The organism is Oceanisphaera submarina (assembly GCF_046521305.1).
Lineage (GTDB): Bacteria > Pseudomonadota > Gammaproteobacteria > Enterobacterales > Aeromonadaceae > Oceanimonas > Oceanimonas submarina.
Genome location: NZ_JBKGFN010000006.1, coordinates 167,441 through 187,333, shown reverse-complemented (window position 1 = coordinate 187,333; position 19,893 = coordinate 167,441). Strand labels below are relative to the sequence as shown.

Sequence of the window (19,893 nt, the reverse complement as noted above, 5' to 3'; positions counted from 1 at the left end):
TTTTCGTGACAGAGACAGAGGTGAACATGGCCAAGGTGACCACGGTTTTACTGCAGGGGGTCAGCTATTGCTGGGACGGCCAGGATATTCTGGTCGACGACGGTGTCGGTATGCCTTGGCCACTCGGCGGCCATGCGCTGGAGCAGGTTGAGCTTTTCGATGGCGAAGGGGAGTCGGTGGCGGCATTTACCATCGATTTCGAGGGGCAGCGGTGGTTCTTGTCCGGGCCCGGTGCACCGGGTGACATCATCCTTCTGGATGAGGCGGGGGTCTCTCTGGCGGTGTATCCACCAGCAGCGGAAGAGGACATGCCATTGCCTTCGAATGTCCTGGTACTACCGACGCCGGTCGAGACGATGACCACCGACGAGCTGGTGGTGCTGGATCTGGGAGACATTCTCTACGAAAGCGAGCAGTTGGAGCCGATAATGGTCGCGACGGCAGCTGACACAGCGCATCTCGACGGCGAGCGGATCGAGGATGTGATCAACTGGCTGGCGGTGTATAGTCAACATGATTAGACAGGGTGGTTCCATCCGGAGCAACCTGACGCTTGCTTATCATGAGGCTTTATTATGCGTATTTCTCCACTGGGCAGCCTGTCGCTGTTGCCACTGCTGTTCAGCTCTACCACCTTTGCCATCGCCGTTCCCGAGCACCCCCACCTGGTGACCCAGGGGCAGTCGGAAATACGGGTGGCGCCCGATATGGCAACCCTGTCGGTAGCGGTGACCGCACTCAAGACGGAAAGCCGGTTGGCGAAAGAAGAAGTGGACACCAAAGTAGCGGCGCTGTTCAGCAGTCTGGCGAGACTCGGGATCGGCAAGAAGGACATCGACAGCGGCAATGTGATCACCCGTCCCGATTACACCTACCCGAAGAACGGTGAGGGCCCCAAGCTGGTTGGTTATCAGGCCGAGCGTCAGATCAGCGTGCGATTGTATGATCTGGATCTGTTGAGTCAGGTTCTTAACAAGATACTGGAGCAGGGAGTTCAGACGATTCAGCAGGTCAGTTACGATCGGCGCAACGCAGACGAATTACATCGAGAGGCACGACTGGCGGCGGTAGCCAATGCCAAGATCCTGGCGGAAGAACTGGCTCAGGAATTTGGGCACAAGCTGGGCGATGTCTATGCCATCGAGTATCAGCCCTTGCCATCGATGGCGCCGGCCCGGCATTTGGGCATGATGAAGATGGCTTCGGAAGAAGCGCTGAATGCCAGCTATGTACAGAATGAGATCCAGTTTACCGACCGGGTGCAAGTGGTCTTCAATCTGGACTGAACAGCATCGGGGAGGCGAATGGAATCGCCTTGTATCAGCCTCTGGTATCCCGATAATATTAAAAAAAAATTTATAACTTAAAAAAACGTGACTTTGGCTACATAAATTCCCTAAAGCCGATGTTTTTGGTACTTTATGGTGATACTAACGCAGCAGTCATAAAGGACCAGGTAATGGCTAACCATTCTTTAGATAAAGAAAAAATTAAAATTTTATTACTGGAAGGAGTACACCCGGGCACAGTTGAATCTTTCAAAAGTGCGGGTTACAGCAACATTGACTATCTGAAGACATCGCTGGCGGAAGATGAACTGAAAGAACGGATCAAAGACGTTCATTTTGTCGGTTTACGCTCACGTACTCAACTGACAGAGGCGGTACTGGACGCCGCCGACAAGCTGGTCGCCATCGGCTGCTTCTGTATTGGTACCAATCAGGTCGACCTGAACGCCGCCGAAATTCGCGGTATTCCGGTATTCAATGCGCCCTTCTCCAACACCCGCAGTGTGGCCGAACTGGTATTGGGTGAACTGCTGTTGTTACTGCGCGGTATCCCCGAACGTAATGCGCTGGCTCATCGCGGCGAATGGCAGAAAACCGCCAACCATTCTTTTGAAGCCCGCGGTAAACGCCTGGGTATTATCGGTTATGGCCATATCGGTATTCAGCTTGGCATTATCGCCGAGGGTATCGGCATGCAGGTGTCTTATTATGATATCGAAAGCAAGCTGTCACTGGGCAATGCCACTCAGGTAGCCAGCCTGCAAGAGCTGCTGAACATGTCCGATGTGGTATCGCTGCATGTACCGGAAACCCCGCAGACCAGGAATATGCTGGGTGCGGAAGAGTTGGCGATGATGAAGCCGGGCGCCATTCTGATCAACGCTTCTCGCGGAACCGTCGTGGATATCGATGCTCTGGCCGTGGCCTTGGCAAGTAAGCACATTGCCGGAGCCGCCATAGATGTGTTCCCGGTTGAGCCCAAGTCTAACGATGAAGAGTTTGTGTCACCTCTGCGTCAATTTGATAACGTGATCCTGACTCCGCATATCGGTGGTTCCACCCAGGAAGCTCAGGAAAACATTGGTTATGAAGTGGCCGGCAAGCTTATAAAGTATTCCGATAACGGCTCTACTCTGTCTGCGGTCAACTTCCCCGAGGTGTCTCTGCCCGAGCATCCCGATACCAGCCGCCTGTTACATATTCACCACAACAAGCCGGGCATTCTGAGCCAGATAGTGCAGGCCTTTGCCGCCGAGGATATCAACATCGCAGCCCAGTATCTGCAGACCTCGCCCAAGATTGGTTATGTGGTTATAGAAGTGGAAACGGCACAAAGCGAGCAGGCACTGGAAAAGCTGAAATCCATTGAAGGCACCATTCGCGCCCGAATTTTGCATTGATTTCAAGCATTAGCCATAAAAAAGGGGCCCAGGCCCCTTTTTTATAATGTCTGCGGCTGGATATCGAGTTCGTCCACAAAACGCTCCACGCTTATCTCGGCCTGTTTCACCTCGTCAAAGCTGGCAATATGGTAGACCGCATCCCCTTCGTTCACCAAGGGCATGGTCAGGCAACCAATCACTATGCCTCCCTTGGGTGCTACCACCTCGCAGACCTCCGTTCCCAGCGGCGCGGTAATGGTACCCAGGCATTCTCCCTTGCTCACTCTGTCACCCAGTCGGGCCTTGAGATGTAAAAGACCGTCTTGCTCTGCGCGGATCCAGGCGCTGGATTTGGCGATCATCGGGTTCATCCGGGCTTTAGTCACCGTGGGCTTCAGCATGCCAAGGGTGCGCATCACGTTCAGTACGCCGCGGGTCCCGGCCTTGATGGCCACAGGATCGAAGCGCAGGGCTTCGCCGGCTTCATACAGGATCACCGGGATGTCGCGGCTTTCCGCCACCGCCCGCAGCGAGCCATCACGGATGCTGGAGTCCAGGATCACCGGCGCGCCAAAGCTCTCGGACATCTGGCGGGTAATGTTGCAGTCCAGTTGGGCCCGGATCTGGGGCAGGTTGGATCTGTGGATGGCGCCGGTGTGCAGGTCGATGATGTGCGAGCACTTGTTGACGATTTCATCGACGAAAAAATGCGCCACCCGCGAGCCGAGCGAGCCTTTTTCCGAGCCCGGAAAACAGCGATTCAGATCCCGCCGGTCCGGCAGATAGCGGGACTTGTGGATAAAACCGAACACATTCACCACGGGTACCGCGATCAGGGTGCCCTTCAGCCGGGCCGGGTTGACCCGGCTCAAGACCTGATTGACGATCTCGATGCCGTTGAGCTCGTCGCCGTGTATGGCGGCGCAGATCAGCAGCACAGGGCCGGGATGCTTGCCGTGCACCACTTCCAGCGGTACCGTCAACGGTGACTGGGTGTAAAGCTGGGCCAGTGCCAGTTGCAGTACCTTGCGCTGGCCCGGGGCAACCTGATCTCCGGCGATGTGAAAAGGGACCACCATCAGCCACGCTCCCGGGTTTTGGTTTTTTTATGGGAATGCTTTTCGATGTACTGAATCATCAGATCGGCCACGTCTTTGCCGGTCGCCACCTCGATGCCCTGCAGGCCCGGCGAAGAGTTGACCTCCATCACCAGTGGGCCTCGTTTGGATCGTAACAGGTCAACTCCGGCCACACTCAGGCCCATGGCCCGGGCCGAGGCAATGGCGGTCTTGCGTTCTTCCGGGCTGATACGGATCAGCTGAGCGGCGCCGCCCCGGTGCAGGTTGGAGCGAAACTCGCCTTCCTTGGCCTGTCGTTTCATGGCGGCGATGACCTTGTCACCCAGCACGAAACAGCGAATATCGGCACCGCCGGCTTCTTCGATAAACTCCTGCACCATGATGTTGGCCTTGAGCCCCATAAAGGCTTCCAGCACGCTTTCGGCGGCCTTGCGGGTTTCCGCCAGTACCACACCAATGCCCTGGGTGCCTTCCAGCAGCTTGATCACCAAAGGGGCACCGCCCACCATGTCGATCAGATCGGGTACATCGTCGGGCTTGCAGGCGAAGCCGGTTACCGGCATACCCACGCCCTGACCCGACAGCAACTGCAGCGAGCGCAGCTTGTCGCGGGAGCGGCTGATGGCGGCGGAGTGGTTCAGCGAATAGCCGTTCATCATTTCGAACTGGCGTAACACGGCGGTGCCGTAGAAGGTCACGCTGGCACCGATACGTGGAATAATCGCATCGAAGTGTTCGAGCTCCTCACCGTGATAGTGAATAGAGGGTTTGTTGTCATTGATGTTCATGTAGCACTTGAGGGCATCGATGATGCGCACCTCATGGCCCCGGGCCTCTGCGGCCTCGCGCAGGCGGCGGGTGGAATACAGGGATGCATTGCGTGAAAGAATAGCAATTTTCATGGGTGTGGCACGGCTCTCTATCCGTTGATGTTCAGGGGAGACAATTCAGGCCCTCTATCTACGCTATCCAACGACATTGCGCCAACAAGAAATACCGGGGCTGAAGCCAAAAATATTCGAATATGACCTTAACGTAGCAGTGTTGGCCTGTTTTTACGCCGACAAGAGGCGAGGTTGGGTGCTTTTTGAACATGAGCTTCCTTTGTGGCTCTGTCTATGTCTAAATGGATCTGAGCCGGTGAACTTTGCACCGACTACTTCCATCGTTAAGGAGGAATGATGTCTTACCGTCTGACTTCGTCTTTTACCGATACGCTGACCCTGGGTCAGAAATCCTACCTTTATTATTGCCTGCAAAAACTGCCTCAGAGTCAGGAACTGGCTCTATTGCCCAAGTCGTTGAAAGTACTGACCGAAAACCTGCTGCGTAACCTGGATGACGACACTGTGACCCAGGATGATATTACCGCCATGACCGAGTGGCTGCAGCGGGGGGCCTCTGACCGGGAAATTGCCTTTCGCCCGGTGCGGGTGCTGATGCAGGACTTTACCGGGGTGCCGGCGGTGGTGGATTTGGCCGCCATGCGCGATGCGGTGCGGCGGCTGGGCGGCCAGGCCGAGCAGGTAAACCCGCTGTCGGCAGTGGATCTGGTGATAGACCACTCCGTGATGGTGGATGCCTTTGCCAGCGAGCAGGCCTTTGCCACCAACGTGGGCATGGAAATGGCCCGTAACGGCGAGCGTTATGCCTTTTTGCGCTGGGGCCAGCAAACCTTCGACAACTTCCGGGTGGTACCGCCCGGCACCGGCATCTGCCACCAGGTCAACCTGGAATATCTGGGCCAGACGGTCTGGCAACAGCAGCAGGATGGTACTACCGTTGTCTGCCCGGATACCCTGGTCGGTACCGACTCTCATACCACCATGATCAACGCCCTGGGAATCCTCGGTTGGGGCGTGGGCGGCATAGAGGCCGAGGCGGCCATGCTGGGCCAGCCGGTGTCGATGCTGATCCCCGAGGTGGTGGGCTTCAAGCTCACAGGCAAGCTGCGAGAAGGCATTACCGCCACCGATCTGGTGCTGACGGTGGTGCAGATGCTGCGTAACAAAGGCGTGGTCGGCAAGTTCGTGGAATTCTATGGTGACGGTCTGGCCTCCCTGCCGCTGGCCGACCGTGCCACCATCGCCAACATGGCGCCGGAATACGGCGCCACCTGCGGTTTCTTCCCGGTGGACGAAGAAACCCTGCGCTACCTGACCCTCACCGGTCGTAGTGAGGAGCAGGTGGAACTGGTTGAAGCCTATAGCAAGGCACAGGGGCTGTGGCGACATGCCGGCGACGAGCCGATGTTTACCGATACTCTCAGCCTGGACATGGGAAAGGTGGAAGCCTGTCTGGCCGGGCCCAAGCGGCCGCAAGACAGGGTCGAACTATCGAAGGTACCCGAGATATTCGGCCAGAGTGGTGAGCTTCGGGTAGATCAGGATCAGAAAGACTGTCTGGAAGGCGAGGGCGGGCAAACGGCGGTGGCGGCCAGACAGTCGCTGGAGGCCGAATTTTCGCTGAACGGTAGCCGTCACAAGCTGAAGGACGGCGCCGTGGTCATTGCTGCCATCACCTCCTGTACCAACACCTCCAACCCGAGTGTGCTGATGGCCGCCGGGCTGCTGGCCAAGTCGGCGGCAGAGAAGGGCCTGACGAGGGCGCCCTGGGTGAAGAGCTCGTTGGCGCCGGGCTCCAAGGTGGTGACCGACTACCTCGAGAAAGCCGGCCTGATGCCCTACCTGGAACAGCTGGGCTTTTATCTGGTCGGCTATGGCTGCACCACCTGCATAGGTAACTCGGGTCCCCTGGCCGATCCCATCGAGCAGGCCATTAAAAAACACGATCTGACCGTAGCGGCGGTGCTGTCGGGCAATCGGAACTTCGAAGGGCGTATTCACCCCTTCGTGAAGTCCAACTGGTTGGCGTCGCCGCCGCTGGTGGTGGCTTACGCCTTGGCCGGCAGCATGAATGTCGATCTGACCCGCGAGCCGCTCGGCACCGGCAAAGACGGCAAACCTGTCTACCTGAAAGATATCTGGCCTTCGCAGCAGGCGATAGCCGAGGCGGTGGAGCTGGTCAACAGAGAGATGTTTCACAAGGAATACGCCGCGGTATTCGATGGCGATGAGCACTGGCAGGCCATCGCGGTAGAAGACAGTAGCACCTTCAACTGGCAGTCGGACTCCAGTTACATTCAGCATCCGCCGTTTTTCCGGACCATGGCCAAAGAGCCGGAGCCGGTGGAAGACATTGCTCAGGCCCGATTGCTGGCCATTCTGGGAGATTCGGTCACTACCGACCATATTTCTCCGGCCGGCAGTATCAAGGCCGACAGTCCGGCGGGCCAATACCTGCAGTCGTTGGGTGTGGAGCGCAAGGATTTCAACTCCTATGGTTCCCGTCGGGGGAATCACGAGGTGATGATGCGCGGCACCTTTGCCAATATCCGCATTCGTAACCGCATGCTGGAAGACGTGGAAGGTGGTGAAACCCGGCACTATCCCAGTGGCGAGCAGTTGTCGATTTACGACGCCGCCATGCGTTATCAGGAAGAAGGAGTGCCGCTGGTGGTGGTGGCCGGCAAGGAGTACGGCACCGGTTCCAGTCGTGACTGGGCAGCCAAGGGTACCCTGTTGCTGGGGGTGCGTGCCGTGATTGCCGGCTCTTACGAGCGTATCCACAGATCCAACCTGATCGGTATGGGGGTGGTGCCGCTGGAGTTTATCGGTGACAGCGCCGAGAGTCTGGGGCTGAAAGGTGACGAGCTGATCAGCATCAAGGGACTGGATGACCTGACGCCCGGTAAGGAGCTGGTGGTGAAGATAGCAGGTGTGGACGGCAGGGCACAACAGATCAAGGTACGCTGTCGCATCGATACCGGTAACGAGCTGACCTACTACCGGCACGGCGGCATACTGCACTACGTGATCCGGCGCATGCTGGGGTAAAGGAAGCCATCAGCTTTGATGGCAGCAAGAAACCTGACAAAGGGCACTTCTCCGCCGACTCGCTGGGGGCTCAGCCGCACCATCTGTGGTGCGGCTGAGCAGCTCCCTTTGTCCTCCTCGATGCTGCCGAGTCGTCTGTTAACTGTGTTGCTCTGAATTCGAGTTTGAAAAAGATGAGATCTTTATTCAAATTGGTATTTGTTCAGCACGGTCCTTCACCCCAAGGTTGCCAGTATCACTTGAGAAGGCGCAAAGCGGGCCTGAACCCGGTTACCTGCGGCCAGTTTCAGCCGCCGGCTGTCTGTTTTTGACAGCAGGGCGCACAGTGGTTCGCCCTGATCCAGCTTAAGTTCATATTCATCGAATTCTTCCCCCGGCACTAGCTCGGTAATGATTCCCGGCAAGCGGTTATCGCGGTCGTCGGCCGCCGGCGTATTTTCCGGCTCAAGCTGTACCCAGGGTGCCTTGATCAGGGCCAATACCTCCTTGCCGGGTGTCAGCCCCAGCCGATGACTGCTGCGCTCGGTTATGTCCGCGTAGAGCAGGGGGCCGCCGTTCATCTGTAAACAAACCTTGCGACTGAGATCTGTTGGATCCAGTGAGAGTACCCGGGTGAAAAACTGGTTGCGGGCGCTGGTCTGCAGCGAGAAGCGAGCGACCACCGACAACAGGCTGTCGAGGGAAGTCGACTCGTCCTGGAGGGCATTCACCGCCATGCGCTCTATCTGTTCCAGCAGGCGATAAATCTTGAGCAGCCGTTCGCCATAGGGCGTGAGCAGGGCGCCGCCGCCACCCTTGCCACCGGTTTCGCTCTCGACAACCGGCTGATCGGCCAGGGTGTTGATCTCCCTGACCGCATCCCAGGCCGACTTGTAGCTGATGCCGGCGGCCCTGGCACCCCGGCTGATCGAGCCCTGGGTACGGATCTGCTCCAGCAGGCGGATGCGCCGGGGGTTGACGAACAATTTATCCTGGCTGTGCAGGCTCAGCAGTAGTTGCAGATCCATCGGTAGTCCTCAAAGTCGACTGGCGCCATTGTGGCGAAGCCGGAGCCGGTGTTCAAATGCTTATTCCGGTTGGTGGTGTGACAAGTATCGTTGTGTTTTTGTTTATACAGCGGTACAGTGTCAGTCATTATGTATTTTGTTATATCGCCAATGGATGGATGAAGATATGAAGAAGACGCCGTACTTGCCCCTGTTGTTTGTTTTGCTGGGGTGCTCCGCTCCGCTGGCGGCCGATGAAATCCGGGTGGCGGTGGCCACCAATTTTATCGATGTGATGGAGCTGTTGGGCAAAAACTTCGGCGAACAAAGCGGGCATAAGGTGTTGGTGTCTTCCGGTGCGACTGGCAAACTCTATGCCCAGATCAAGAATGGTGCGCCTTTCGATGTCTTTCTTGCGGCCGACGAACAGCGTCCGACCCTGCTGGATAAGGAAGGGGTGGCCATCGCCGATAGTCGCTTCACCTATGCACTGGGCAAGCTGGTGTTGTGGAGCCCCGCCGCCGATGTCATCGATGACGATCTGCAGGTACTGCAACGGCAGGATTTCCGTTTTCTGTCTATCGCCAACCCCAGAACCGCGCCTTATGGTCGCGCAGCACAGCAGGTACTGGAAACGCTGGGCCATTGGGACACGCTACAGTCCAGGATGGTACGAGGCGAAAACATCGGCCAGGCCTATCAGTACGTATACAGTCAGAACGCCCAACTGGGTTTCGTCGCCAAGTCCCAGATTTTCAAAGACGGCGTCTTTGCCGACGGCTCCTACTGGCAGGTGCCGGAAGACTTGTACGATCCCATAGTACAGCAGGCGGTGTTGCTGAAAGACGGTGCCGCCGCCCGGGATCTGCTGGATTATATCCGCTCGCCGGCCGCGGCCCGGGTGATCGAGTCCTACGGCTATGGTGTCGCAGCCCAATAACGAAACAGGCATGAGGAAGAAGGATGTTGCTGTCTCCGGATGATCTGGCGGCCCTGTTGCTGACCCTGCGCCTGGCGGTGGTCACCGTGTTGGTACTGTTGGTGTTCGGCATGCCGCTGGCCTGGTGGCTGAGCCAGAGCCATTGTCGGTTCAAGACGCTGGTGGAGGCGGTGGTGGCGCTGCCACTGGTCTTGCCGCCGACGGTGCTGGGGTTTTACCTCTTGCTGGCGCTGGGGCCTAACGGCATCTTCGGTATGACTTCACAGGCATTGGGCGGTGGTACTCTGGCGTTCAGTTTTACCGGCCTGGTGATCGGCTCGGCCTTTTATTCCCTTCCCTTTGTGGTGCAGCCCTTGCAAGGCGCCTTTAGCAGTATCGGCCGACGACCGCTGGAAGTGGCTGCCACCCTGCGGGCTTCACCGCTCGACCGATTTTTTACCGTGGTGCTGCCACTGGCCCGTAATGGTTTTTTAACGGCGGTGGTGCTCGGCTTTGCCCATACCCTGGGCGAATTCGGGGTAGTGCTGATGATCGGCGGCAACATACCGGGAGCAACCCAGGTGATTTCCATCGCCATCTACGACCATGTGGAGACACTACAATACGGGGATGCGCATCTGCTGTCGGCCATACTGCTGGTGTTGTCGTTCAGTATCCTGCTGCTGGTATACGCCCTCAACCGGCGCTTTGCGGTGGTGCATCCATGAGCATCCAGGCGGCATTTACCCTGCAAAGATCCGACTTCCGGCTGGAGGTGGACTTCGAGCTGCCCGCCACCGGCGTGACCGCCCTGTTTGGCCCTTCCGGGTGCGGCAAGACCACCCTGCTGCGGGCCATGGCCGGCCTGGAACGTTGTACCGGCTATTTTCGGCTGGATGACCAATGCTGGCAAAATGACGATTTATTCATGCCAACCCATAAAAGGCGACTCGGTTACGTCTTTCAGGAGGCCAGTCTATTTGCGCACCTGTCGGTACAGGGCAACCTCGATTATGGCTGGCGGCGACTGCCGGCGGCACTGCGCCGGAACGACAGGGACGAGATCATCGACTGGCTGGGGCTGACGCCTTTGTTGCAACAAAGGGCGACCGAGCTGTCCGGCGGTCAACGCCAACGGGTGGCCATTGGCCGGGCATTGCTTACCAGCCCCCGACTGCTGCTGCTGGACGAGCCGCTGTCGGCGCTCGATACCCGAGCAAAAAGAGAAATTCTGCCCCTGCTGGAGCGATTATCGGTGCAGGCCCGGGTACCGGTATTTTATGTGACCCATGCGCCGGAAGAAGTGGAGCGGCTGGCCGATCGGGTCTTACTGATGGAAGGTGGGAGCATTACCCACAACGACAGCCTGCAGCAGGCCCTGGCCCGGCCCCGTAGCCCTTTGTTCCGGGATGACGAAGCCGCCGCCATTCTGGAAGGCCAACTGCAACAGACGCTGGCCGATGGTCGCCGCCCTTTTGACGGTAGTGCGGGTCGGCTGTGGCTGGCCGGCCCGCATACCGCCGGTCCCGGTCCGGTGCGGTTACGTATCCTGGCCAGCGACGTCAGCGTGGCGCTGGCGCCGGTGCCCGATATTTCCATACTCAATCAGTTGCCGGCGCGGGTGCAGAGCCTGACGCCGACTTCGGAGGGGAGGGTACTGCTGATGTTGGCGCTGGCCGGAGGCCAGCAGATACCGGCGCAGCTGTCCGCCTATTCGGTCGGGCAATTGCAACTGACAACGGGGAGTGAATGTTACGCACTGATCAAGGCGGCGGCACTGGTGGACTGAAGAAAGCCGGAAGCTTGATGGGGCAGAGTTAGTCGCAAGTCCACTTTCGGAATAAAGGGGCAACAGGGTTGCCTCTTCCGATATGCGGCGGTGAAATGATACTTACTGTGTCAGCCAACTGCGAATATTCACTGGATATTCGGTCAGACTGAAACCCTTCGTCACGGCAAGCTCGGCCCTGTGACGCTCAGCAAATGTCACCTGACCGCCAAGGATGATGAACCGGCTTCATATTGGGTTTATTCACTCAAATACCACACAAAAAATTATACGAGCCGGCGAGTATCACAGGGCGTTGAGTCCGTGCTTGAGGTAGTCGAGCAGCATGCGGGAAGCGGAAGTCAGCTTGTTCGGATCGTAACAAAAGCCAATGGACAGATTGCCGAGCGTGGGGCAGGGGGCATAGCTGGCCGAGGCTTCCAGCCCGTCGGGCACAGTGCTTCTGGACAAGGCGCTGATACCCAGACCCGCCTTGATGGCGGCATGGATCCCCAACAGGCTGGAGGTACTGTACACGATTCGCCAGGGCTGGTTGGCCTCGGTCAGGGCGTTGATGATTGCCTTGCGATACAGGCAGCCCTTGGGGTAGAGAATAAGCGGCAGCGGCGCCTCGGGCTCCAGTATCAGGTTATTACCGCGTACCCATACCAGTGGCTCTATGATGTAATCGGTCAGTTGCGGCTGGGGCCGGTTGCTTTCTTCTATTGCCATCACCAGATCGTATTCGCCCTTGCCGTAGTCATGCAGCAGATTGGCGCTGATGTCGCTGCTTACATCCAGGGTCACGTTGGGGTAGGCCTGAGAAAAACGGCCTATGGTGGTGGCCAGAAACGAGACTTCAAAGTCGTTGGGAATCCCCAGTCGTACCGAGCCGCTGACATTGGGTGAGCTCAATCGCGACACCACCGCATCGTTCAAGTCCAGCATCTTCTGGGCATAGCCCAGTAGCAGCAGCCCTTCTTCGGTCAGCTGAAGGCCGCTGGCACGGTGAAACAGCCGGATATCGAGCAACTCTTCCAGCCGTTTTACCTGCAGGCTGACGGCGGGCTGCGAGCGGCCCAGCCGCTCACCGGCCTGGGTAAAGCCCCCCAGCTGATTGATGGTGACGAAGGTGCGCAGCAGATCAGTGGGCAGGTTCTTCATCCTGAAATCTCACCATTGTATAAATTAATGGCTACATTATTAACATTAAATTAATAAATGAAAGCCCCGATAAAGAAAAACAGACGAACTTGGCCGGACTTTTGGCTACCATCGAGCCATTGCGTGTCACGGAGCCGACCCCATGCCTAACTTGTTTGAATCCCATCCCGGTCATGGCCTGACCCGAGAGCTGATCGAAGTGTTGTTCCCCATGTGTGAGCAGGCCAGTGCCGGCGCCATTGCCGTCGACAAACACGCTTGCATCAGCTGGATTAACAGTCGTTATGCCAGCCTGCTGGGGCTGGCCGATACTCACGGGGTGATTGGCCGGCCAATACGGAGTGTGATCCCCCACAGTCGGATGCCGGAAGTGCTGGAAAGTGGCCAGCCCCTGCTGCTCGACATCATGGAATACCAGACCCAGCAACTGGTAGTAACCCGGTTGCCGTTTTTTGATGAACAGGGACAGATCAGCGGCGCCGTGGCCTTTGTGCTGTTCGACGATCTGCAGCCCCTGACCCCGCTGGTCAGCAAGTACCGCCGCCTGCATCAGGACTTGCTGGCCGCCAAGCGCGCCCTGGCCAAAACCGGGCGGGGCACCCGTTATCATCTTGGTGATTTTATCGGTGCCAGCGCGGCGGCACTGGAAGCCAAGCGCCGGGCCCGGCTGGCGGCAGCGCGCGATATTCCCGTGCTGTTGCTGGGAGAAACCGGCACCGGCAAGGAGGTGCTGGCCCAGTCTGTTCATACCTTGTCAGCACGATCCGGGGGGCCCTTCGTGGGGGTGAACCTGGCGGCGATTCCCGAGAACCTGCTGGAAGCCGAATTCTTCGGGGTGGCGCCCGGGGCCTTTACCGGCGCCGACAAGCGCATGCGCAAGGGCAAGTTTCAGCATGCCCAGGGTGGCACCCTGTTCCTGGACGAAGTGGGTGACATGCCCCTTGGCCTGCAGGCCAAGCTGTTGCGTGCCCTGCAGGAGCGGGAAATAGAGCCGCTGGGCTCGAATCAGGTGGTGCCGGTGGATGTGCGGGTCATCGCCGCCACCAGCCGGGATCTGGATGCCATGATGGCCGAGGGCCGCTTTCGCTCGGATCTTTATTACCGGCTCAACGTGCTGGAAATCAAGATACCGCCGTTGCGGGAGCGGCGGGCCGATATCGGCATTCTGTGCGAATTTCTGCTGGAAGACATCTGCAACGGTCAGGAACGCACCGAGATCACCGATGCGGCGGTGGCGCTGCTGAGCCAGCATGACTGGCCGGGCAATGTGCGCGAACTGCACAACGTGCTGGAACGGGCCTTTACCATGAGCGAAAGCGCCGAGGTGCTGGACACAGACACGATTCGCCGGGTACTGCCGGAGCCGACCTTGGCGCCGGAGCGGCCGGCAGAGTCGCAGCCCGAAGCCGATCATGCGGCGCGGGATAGCTCGAACGGGGACGGCTCGGACATACGCCCGTTGGCAGCGGTGCTGGCCAGAGCCGAAGCCGATGCTATTCGGGCTGCCCTGGCCCGCTGTGGGAACAATCGTACCCGGGCCGCCCGGCTGCTGGGGATCTCCCGCTCTGTGTTCTACGACAAGCTGGCCCGGTTGTCCTGAAAAGCGGACACCTGTCCGGATTATCGGATGGTTCAAATGATTCCCTTTTTGAGGTTGTCCGGTTTTCCGGGCAGTTTCCGCCTTCGTTATCCCTGTTACTTACCATAAGCCATTGGTTAACATTGGGTTTACATTAATGGCACGGCTTGTGCTTAGATACGGATGGAATATATCGTGTTCCGCCGCCTCGGCAGGCGGAGCCAAAGGACTGAACGAGAAGAAGGAAACCTCCATGACCATCAAGCACAAGCTGTCCAGATTACCTCATGCCATGACCGCCGCCGCCCTGTGCGCCACCCTGATCAGCGCGCCGGTGGCCGCCACCGAAAAGGTACGCTGGCAGGTTCCGCTGGCCTTTCCTTCCCATCTGGTGGGGCTGACCACGCCGGTCAAGCATTTGTCCGAATCTCTGGCCGCCGTCTCCGGCGGTAATGTAAAACTGCGTTATTACGAGCCGGGCGAGCTGGTGCCGCCGTTTGAAATCATGGATGCAGTCAGCTCCGGCAAGTACCCGGCGGGCTACACCTGGGTCGGTTACGATCAGGGCACCATTCCCGCCCTGCCGCTGTATTCGGGCGCGCCCTTCAACATGGAGCCGCCGGCCTACCTGGCCTGGTATTACGAAGGGGACGGCAAGGCCCTGCTGGAAGAGATCTATGCCGAGCGCAACATTCATCCCATGCTGTGCAGCATCATAGGTCCGGAAGGCGCCGGTTGGTTCAAGCAGCAGATCACCAGCCTGGACGACTTTCAGGGCCTGCGTATCCGCTTTGCCGGTATCGGCGGCAAGGTGCTGGAGAACCTGGGCGCATCCGTGACCATGGTGCCGGGGGCGGAAATTTTCCAGGCACTGGAACGCAATACCATAGACGCCACCGAATTCTCCCAGCCGGCCATCGACAAGATGCTGGGCCTGGATCAGATCGTCAAAAACTACATCATGCCCGGCTGGCACCAGACCCTGACCACCTCGCACCTGCTGGTGAATCAGGATGTGTGGAAGGGCCTGGAGCCGGAAACCCGCGCCCTGATCGAAATGGGCTGCGAGTCGGCCACCCTCAAGGGCTTCTCCCAGAGCGAGTGGGCCCAGCCCACGGCGCTGCGTGACTATGAAAAGGAAGGAGTCACGGCCCAGGTATTGCCCGAGCCGGTATTGCGCGAGCTGGAAAAAGTCACTAATAAGGTGATGGATGACATGGCCGCCGAAGACGAGATGTTCAAGCGGGTGTTGACCAGTCAGCGCGACTTCATGAAACATCACTCCATCTGGCATGGCAAGGGTTACCTGCCGCGCGACTTCTACCAGTACGACTGAATAATGCCTCACGGCGGCGGGCCCGGCTGGGCCCGCCTTATTGCTGATCTTGCCTGGAGAAGCTTATGTCTGAAGGCCCGTCTCAAACAAACAATCACATTATTCCCCCCATGAACCCGGCTGCCACCGGCGAGCTGCCTGTCAACGGCTTGTCACAACGGCTGGATGCCGTTGTGTCGGCCGTGGGCCGGCTCAGCTCCTGGTTGTGGCTGGCGGTGCTGGTGGTGGTACTGACCAACGTGTTCAGCCGCTTCGTGCTGTCGGCGGGCTCCATCGCGCTGGAAGAGCTGTCCTGGCATCTGTTCGGCATCGCCATGATGCTGACCCTGGGCTTTGCGGTGGTGAAAGATGACCACGTGCGGGTGGATGTACTGCGTGAAAAGTTTTCGCTGCGAACTCAGGCCATCATAGAGCTGGCGGGCATAGTGCTGCTGGCGCTGCCGATCATGGCACTCATGGTCGACGCCCTGGTTCCCTACGCATACAAGGCCTTTGTCTATAACGAACGGTCCCAGGCGCCAAGCGGTCTGCCGTATCGCTTCATCTTCAAGAGCGCTCTGCCCATCGGCCTGCTGCTGGTGGCCATGGCGCTGTTTTCTCGTGGTCTGCGTTGCACGACCCTGTTGTTCGCCTTTCCCCGGGCCGTGCTGCCCACGGCCGGGCCGGGCAGGCATTCTTCTTCCCAGTCGAAATAAAAGAGGTCACGATGGAGCTGGAAACCTTACTGGTGGTGGCCATGTTTGCCTCCTTTATGGGGCTGTTGCTGCTGGGCTTTCCCGTGGCCTGGGTGCTGGCGGGCACCGGCCTGCTGTTTGCGCTGGCGGGCCATGTGCTGGTGGAGCAGTTTGACGCCAACCTCTGGTTCACCTGGAACGGCACCATAGGGGTGCTGGACGCCCGCATCTTCGGCATTGTCGCCAACGAACTCATGGTGGCGCTGCCGCTGTTTATTTTCATGGGCATCATGCTGGACCGCTCCGGCATCGCCGAAAAACTGATGCACAGCCTGGTGCGGCTGCTGGGTCCGCTGCGCGGTGGCTACGCCATTACCGTGGTGATTGTCGGCATGCTGCTGGCGGCCTCGACCGGCATCGTCGGTGCCTCCGTGGTGCTGCTCGGCATGCTGTCGCTCGGCCCCATGATGCAGGCCAGCTACAGCAAGAGCCTGGCGGTGGGCACGGCCTGCTCTGTGGGTACCCTCGGCATTCTGGTACCGCCCAGCATCATGCTGGTATTGATGGCCGACCGGCTGGGCACGCCGGCCGCCTCGGTGGGCAAGCTGTTCATGGGGGCGCTGATCCCCGGTGTCATGCTGGGCCTGATGTATGTGCTCTATATAGTGCTGCTGGCCTGGATCAAGAAAGACGCGGCACCGGCCCCGACATACAGCGAGCGCATGGATGCCCGTGCCTGGCTGGACGTTATCGGCGCCGTGGTGCCGCCCATGGTGCTGATAGTGGCGGTGCTGGGCTCCATCTTCATGGGCATTGCCACCACCACCGAAGCCTCGGCGGTCGGGGCGGCGGGCGCCTTGCTGATGGCCTTGTTGAGCAAGCGCCTGAACCTGAAGGTGCTGCAGGAATCCCTGTACCAGACCAGCCGCACCACCGCCTTTATCTTCGGGATTTTCATCGGCGCCACCGTGTTTGCCGCCGTGCTGCGCGGGCTGGGCGGCGATGACGTGATCCGCGATGCCATTACCGGGCTGCCGTTCGGTACCACCGGCATCATGATCACCATACTGTTCATCACCTTCCTGCTGGGCTTCTTTCTCGACTGGGTGGAAATCACCCTGATCATCTTGCCGCTGGTGGCACCCGTGGTGTTCTCGCTGGGGGTGGAGCCGGTGTGGTTTGCGGTGCTGTTTGCCCTGTGTCTGCAAACCTCGTTTCTGACCCCGCCGGTGGGTTTTGCGCTCTTCTACATCAAGGGCGTGTGCCCGCCGGGCATTACCACCCGCCATATCTATCTGGGGGTGCTGCCCTTTATCGCCCTGCAATTGCTGGGTCTGGTGCTGGTGTTCTGTTACGAGCCGCTGGCCACCTGGCTGCCGACCCGAGTCTACGGCGGCCTGTAAATAACGAATATGCTGCTTAAAAGGAGAAAGAACCATGCGTCTTGAAAACAAAGTGGCCCTGATCACCGGCGCGGGCCAAGGCATAGGGCGGGCCATTGCCGAGCACTATGCCCGGGAAGGCGCCAGGGTCGCGGTGGCGGATCTGGATTTGGGCCGGGCCGAGCGGGTGGCGCTGGCCATCGTCGCGGCCGGGGGAAGTGCCATCGCCCTGGAAATGGACGTGACCGACGAACTGGCGGTAGAGCAGGGCATGGCCCGGGTGGTACGCCACTGGGGTCGGCTGGACATAGCGCTGGCCAACGCCGGCATTCAGCATATAGCGCCGCTGCACAAGCTGGCCTTCGATGACTGGAACCGGGTGCTCAAGGTGCATCTGGGCGGCGCCTTCCTGGTGACCCGCGCGGCCCTGCAGCAGATGTACCGGAATGGGGGCGGGGTCATGCTGTACATGGGCTCTGTGCATTCCATGGAGGCCTCGCCGCTCAAGGCGCCGTATGTGACCGCCAAGCACGGCATGCTGGGCCTGTGCCGTGCGGTGGCGCGCGAAGGGGCCGAACACGGGGTGCGCAGCAACATTATCTGCCCCGGCTTCGTGCGCACGCCATTGGTGGACAAGCAGATCCCGGAACAGGCCAGAGAGCTGGGTATCAGCGAAGAAGAGGTGATCCGCAATGTGATGCTGAAAAACACCGTCGACGGCGAGTTCACTACCCTGGAAGACGTGTCCGAGCTGGCGGTGCATCTGGCGGCCTTTCCGTCGGCGGCCCTCACCGGACAGGCGATGGTGGTCAGCCACGGCTGGCATATGCAGTGAGAGTGACGTGAGGCGTGAGGGTAAAAAAGGCCGGGGCGCTTGTGCGCCCCGGCCTTTTGTTTCCGCAACCGGTTGAATGGCGGGCGGGATCAGTCGTTGCTGGTCGGTTTCTTGCGCTTCATCGGCGCCATGCCGTCATTGGAGCCCAAACCGGCGCCGGCCGGCAGTCGGTCGCTGCGATCCTTCAACGCCTTGACCGGTTTTTTGGCCGGTTTGTACGCGCCGGGACCACCTTTGCCCTTGTAGCCGTTGCCTCTGGCGGCCGGCTTGTTCGCTCCCCCGGGGCCGGACTTTTTGGCGGTCGGTTTCACGCCCTTGAACTTGCCTTCCAGCCCTTCGATGGTCACGAAGGCAATGTCCTGCTGCAGGAAGCGCTCGACCCGCTTGAAGGCGTCCCAGTCCTTGGGACCCACCAGGGACACCGCCGTGCCCTTGGCGCCGGCACGGCCGGTACGGCCGATGCGGTGCACGTATTCTTCCGCCTGTTTGGGCATGTCGAAGTTCACCACCAGCGACACCTGCAACAGGTCCAGCCCGCGCGAGGCCACGTCTGTGGTGATCAGCACCTTCTGCTGGCCACGGCTGAAGCTGTCCATGATGCGGTTACGTTCGGACTGGCTCATGTCGCCACTGAGGGCGGCGGTGGTCAGGCCCTGCGCGTGCAACAGGGTCGCCAGCCGCTCGGTATCGGGGCGGGTGGCGGTAAAGATAATCGCCTGCTGGTAGCTTTCTGTGGTCAGAATATGCTGCAGCAGTGCCTGTTTGTGATCCAGGTGATCACACAGATAAAAGCGCTTTTCTATGTCCAGGTGCTCGGCGTTGGCGGCACCCACGGCCACCCGCTTGGGGGACCTGAGCAGCTTTTCGGCCATTTCGTTCACTTCGGCGTGTTCCAGGGTGGCCGAGAACATCAGCGTCTGGCGGCGGCGGTGATCGGCGGCTTCGTTGATCTGGTTCAGCTCCTTGGCGAAGCCCAGATCCAGCATGCGGTCGGCCTCGTCCATGATCAGCAGTTCCAGACCGCTCAGCATCAGCGAGCGGGCATCCAGATGGTTGGCCAGTCGGCCCGGGGTGGCCACCACCACATGGGGCTCTTTACGCAGTGCCTTGATCTGGTCGTTGAAGTTTTCTCCGCCCAGCACCAGGGCGATGTTGGTGGAGCTGCCGCTGGTGAGCGAGCGCAGCTGCACATACACCTGCTTGGCCAGCTCCCGGGTGGGTGCGAGGATCAGCGCCCGCGGATCGCGCTTGCTCAGCGCCTTGGTCTTCATCAGCCGGTGCAGAGCCGGCAGCAGGAAGGCCAGCGTCTTGCCCGAGCCGGTTTTGGAGGACGCGATCAGATCATGGCCGGTCAATATAACCGGAATGGCCCTGTCCTGGATCTCGGTGGGCGTGGTGAGGCCCATGTGATCCAATGCGGTCAATAGACGGGAATCCAGCCCAAGATCTTTAAACTGTTCGGGTTTTTGCGCCAAGGTGCTGCTCCGGGTGTGTAATGAGTCAACTCAGAATGGATAGCGTAGAGTCAACAGAAGAAAAGGGAAGGTAAAGGGGTCTATTGTATAGAAGTTTTGACTCCAGGGCCAAGCCCGGCCCCCGGGGGC

17 protein-coding genes are annotated in these 19,893 nt (G+C 59.3%); 12 read left to right on the top strand and 5 right to left on the bottom strand.

What is annotated here, in order from left to right:
* The first annotated feature begins 5 nt into the window (after nt 1-5).
* From ACLEIV_RS08350 to serA, 3 genes are all read left to right on the top strand, one after another.
* Complete coding sequence (locus tag ACLEIV_RS08350) at nt 6-521, top strand: hypothetical protein (RefSeq protein ID WP_410456189.1); 516 nt, start codon at nt 6-8, stop codon at nt 519-521.
* A gap of 54 nt (nt 522-575) precedes the next feature.
* Nucleotides 576-1,286 carry an SIMPL domain-containing protein gene (locus tag ACLEIV_RS08345; RefSeq protein ID WP_410456188.1) on the top strand — a complete coding sequence of 237 codons (711 nt, stop codon included), beginning with the start codon at nt 576-578 and terminating at the stop codon, nt 1,284-1,286.
* 173 nt (nt 1,287-1,459) lie between these two features.
* Complete coding sequence (gene serA / locus ACLEIV_RS08340) at nt 1,460-2,689, top strand: phosphoglycerate dehydrogenase (RefSeq protein WP_410456187.1); 1,230 nt, start codon at nt 1,460-1,462, stop codon at nt 2,687-2,689.
* A 41-nt stretch (nt 2,690-2,730) separates the two neighbouring features.
* On the opposite strand, the gene ACLEIV_RS08335 is transcribed toward serA, so the two are convergent.
* Both ACLEIV_RS08335 and rimK read right to left on the bottom strand, forming a co-directional pair.
* Nucleotides 2,731-3,750, bottom strand: a complete 1,020-nt coding sequence (locus ACLEIV_RS08335) for a succinylglutamate desuccinylase/aspartoacylase family protein (protein WP_410456186.1) — start codon at nt 3,748-3,750, stop codon at nt 2,731-2,733.
* Nucleotides 3,750-4,652, bottom strand: a complete 903-nt coding sequence (gene rimK / locus ACLEIV_RS08330) for a 30S ribosomal protein S6--L-glutamate ligase (protein WP_410456185.1) — start codon at nt 4,650-4,652, stop codon at nt 3,750-3,752. Before rimK ends, ACLEIV_RS08335 begins: the two co-directional genes overlap by 1 nt.
* Before the next feature lie 276 nt (nt 4,653-4,928).
* On the opposite strand from rimK, the gene acnA reads away from it, so the two are divergent.
* Nucleotides 4,929-7,646: an aconitate hydratase AcnA gene (gene acnA / locus ACLEIV_RS08325; protein ID WP_410456184.1), complete on the top strand. Its 2,718-nt coding sequence runs from the start codon at nt 4,929-4,931 to the stop codon at nt 7,644-7,646.
* Between the two features lie 215 nt (nt 7,647-7,861).
* Here the strand turns inward: acnA and ACLEIV_RS08320 are convergent, their stop codons facing one another.
* Complete coding sequence (locus ACLEIV_RS08320) at nt 7,862-8,653, bottom strand: TOBE domain-containing protein (RefSeq protein WP_410456183.1); 792 nt, start codon at nt 8,651-8,653, stop codon at nt 7,862-7,864.
* 166 nt (nt 8,654-8,819) lie between these two features.
* Here ACLEIV_RS08320 and modA point away from each other — a divergent pair, with 166 nt between their 5' ends.
* From modA to modC, 3 genes are read left to right on the top strand one after another with little or no spacing between them, the layout of a single operon-like run.
* Complete coding sequence (gene modA / locus ACLEIV_RS08315) at nt 8,820-9,572, top strand: molybdate ABC transporter substrate-binding protein (RefSeq protein WP_410456182.1); 753 nt, start codon at nt 8,820-8,822, stop codon at nt 9,570-9,572.
* Nucleotides 9,573-9,601: 29 nt separating this feature from the next.
* Nucleotides 9,602-10,279, top strand: coding sequence for a molybdate ABC transporter permease subunit (gene modB, locus ACLEIV_RS08310; RefSeq protein ID WP_410456201.1), 678 nt, complete (start codon nt 9,602-9,604; stop codon nt 10,277-10,279).
* The gene (gene modC, locus ACLEIV_RS08305) at nt 10,276-11,340 is read left to right on the top strand and encodes a molybdenum ABC transporter ATP-binding protein (protein WP_410456180.1); all 1,065 of its coding nucleotides are present in this window, start codon (nt 10,276-10,278) and stop codon (nt 11,338-11,340) included. The genes modB and modC overlap by 4 nt, the downstream gene beginning before the upstream one ends.
* A 285-nt stretch (nt 11,341-11,625) precedes the next feature.
* Here the strand turns inward: modC and ACLEIV_RS08300 are convergent, their stop codons facing one another.
* On the bottom strand, nt 11,626-12,483 hold the full coding sequence (locus tag ACLEIV_RS08300) for a LysR substrate-binding domain-containing protein (RefSeq protein ID WP_410456179.1): 858 nt from the start codon (nt 12,481-12,483) through the stop codon (nt 11,626-11,628).
* 142 nt (nt 12,484-12,625) lie between these two features.
* Between ACLEIV_RS08300 and ACLEIV_RS08295 the strand changes: the two genes are divergently transcribed.
* From ACLEIV_RS08295 to ACLEIV_RS08275, 5 genes are all read left to right on the top strand, one after another.
* Nucleotides 12,626-14,083 carry a sigma-54 interaction domain-containing protein gene (locus tag ACLEIV_RS08295; protein ID WP_410456178.1) on the top strand — a complete coding sequence of 486 codons (1,458 nt, stop codon included), beginning with the start codon at nt 12,626-12,628 and terminating at the stop codon, nt 14,081-14,083.
* Between the two features lie 232 nt (nt 14,084-14,315).
* Complete coding sequence (locus ACLEIV_RS08290) at nt 14,316-15,398, top strand: TRAP transporter substrate-binding protein (protein ID WP_410456177.1); 1,083 nt, start codon at nt 14,316-14,318, stop codon at nt 15,396-15,398.
* A 65-nt stretch (nt 15,399-15,463) separates the two neighbouring features.
* A complete protein-coding gene (locus ACLEIV_RS08285; protein WP_410456176.1) occupies nt 15,464-16,093 on the top strand; it encodes a TRAP transporter small permease subunit in 630 nt (209 codons plus the stop codon).
* 11 nt (nt 16,094-16,104) lie between these two features.
* Entirely contained in the window at nt 16,105-17,475 is a 1,371-nt protein-coding gene (locus ACLEIV_RS08280; protein ID WP_410456175.1) for a TRAP transporter large permease, read from the top strand.
* Between the two features lie 34 nt (nt 17,476-17,509).
* A complete protein-coding gene (locus tag ACLEIV_RS08275) occupies nt 17,510-18,289 on the top strand; it encodes a 3-hydroxybutyrate dehydrogenase (RefSeq protein ID WP_410456174.1) in 780 nt (259 codons plus the stop codon).
* An 89-nt stretch (nt 18,290-18,378) separates the two neighbouring features.
* Here the strand turns inward: ACLEIV_RS08275 and ACLEIV_RS08270 are convergent, their stop codons facing one another.
* Complete coding sequence (locus ACLEIV_RS08270; protein ID WP_410456173.1) at nt 18,379-19,764, bottom strand: DEAD/DEAH box helicase; 1,386 nt, start codon at nt 19,762-19,764, stop codon at nt 18,379-18,381.
* Between the last annotated feature and the right edge of the window lie 129 nt (nt 19,765-19,893).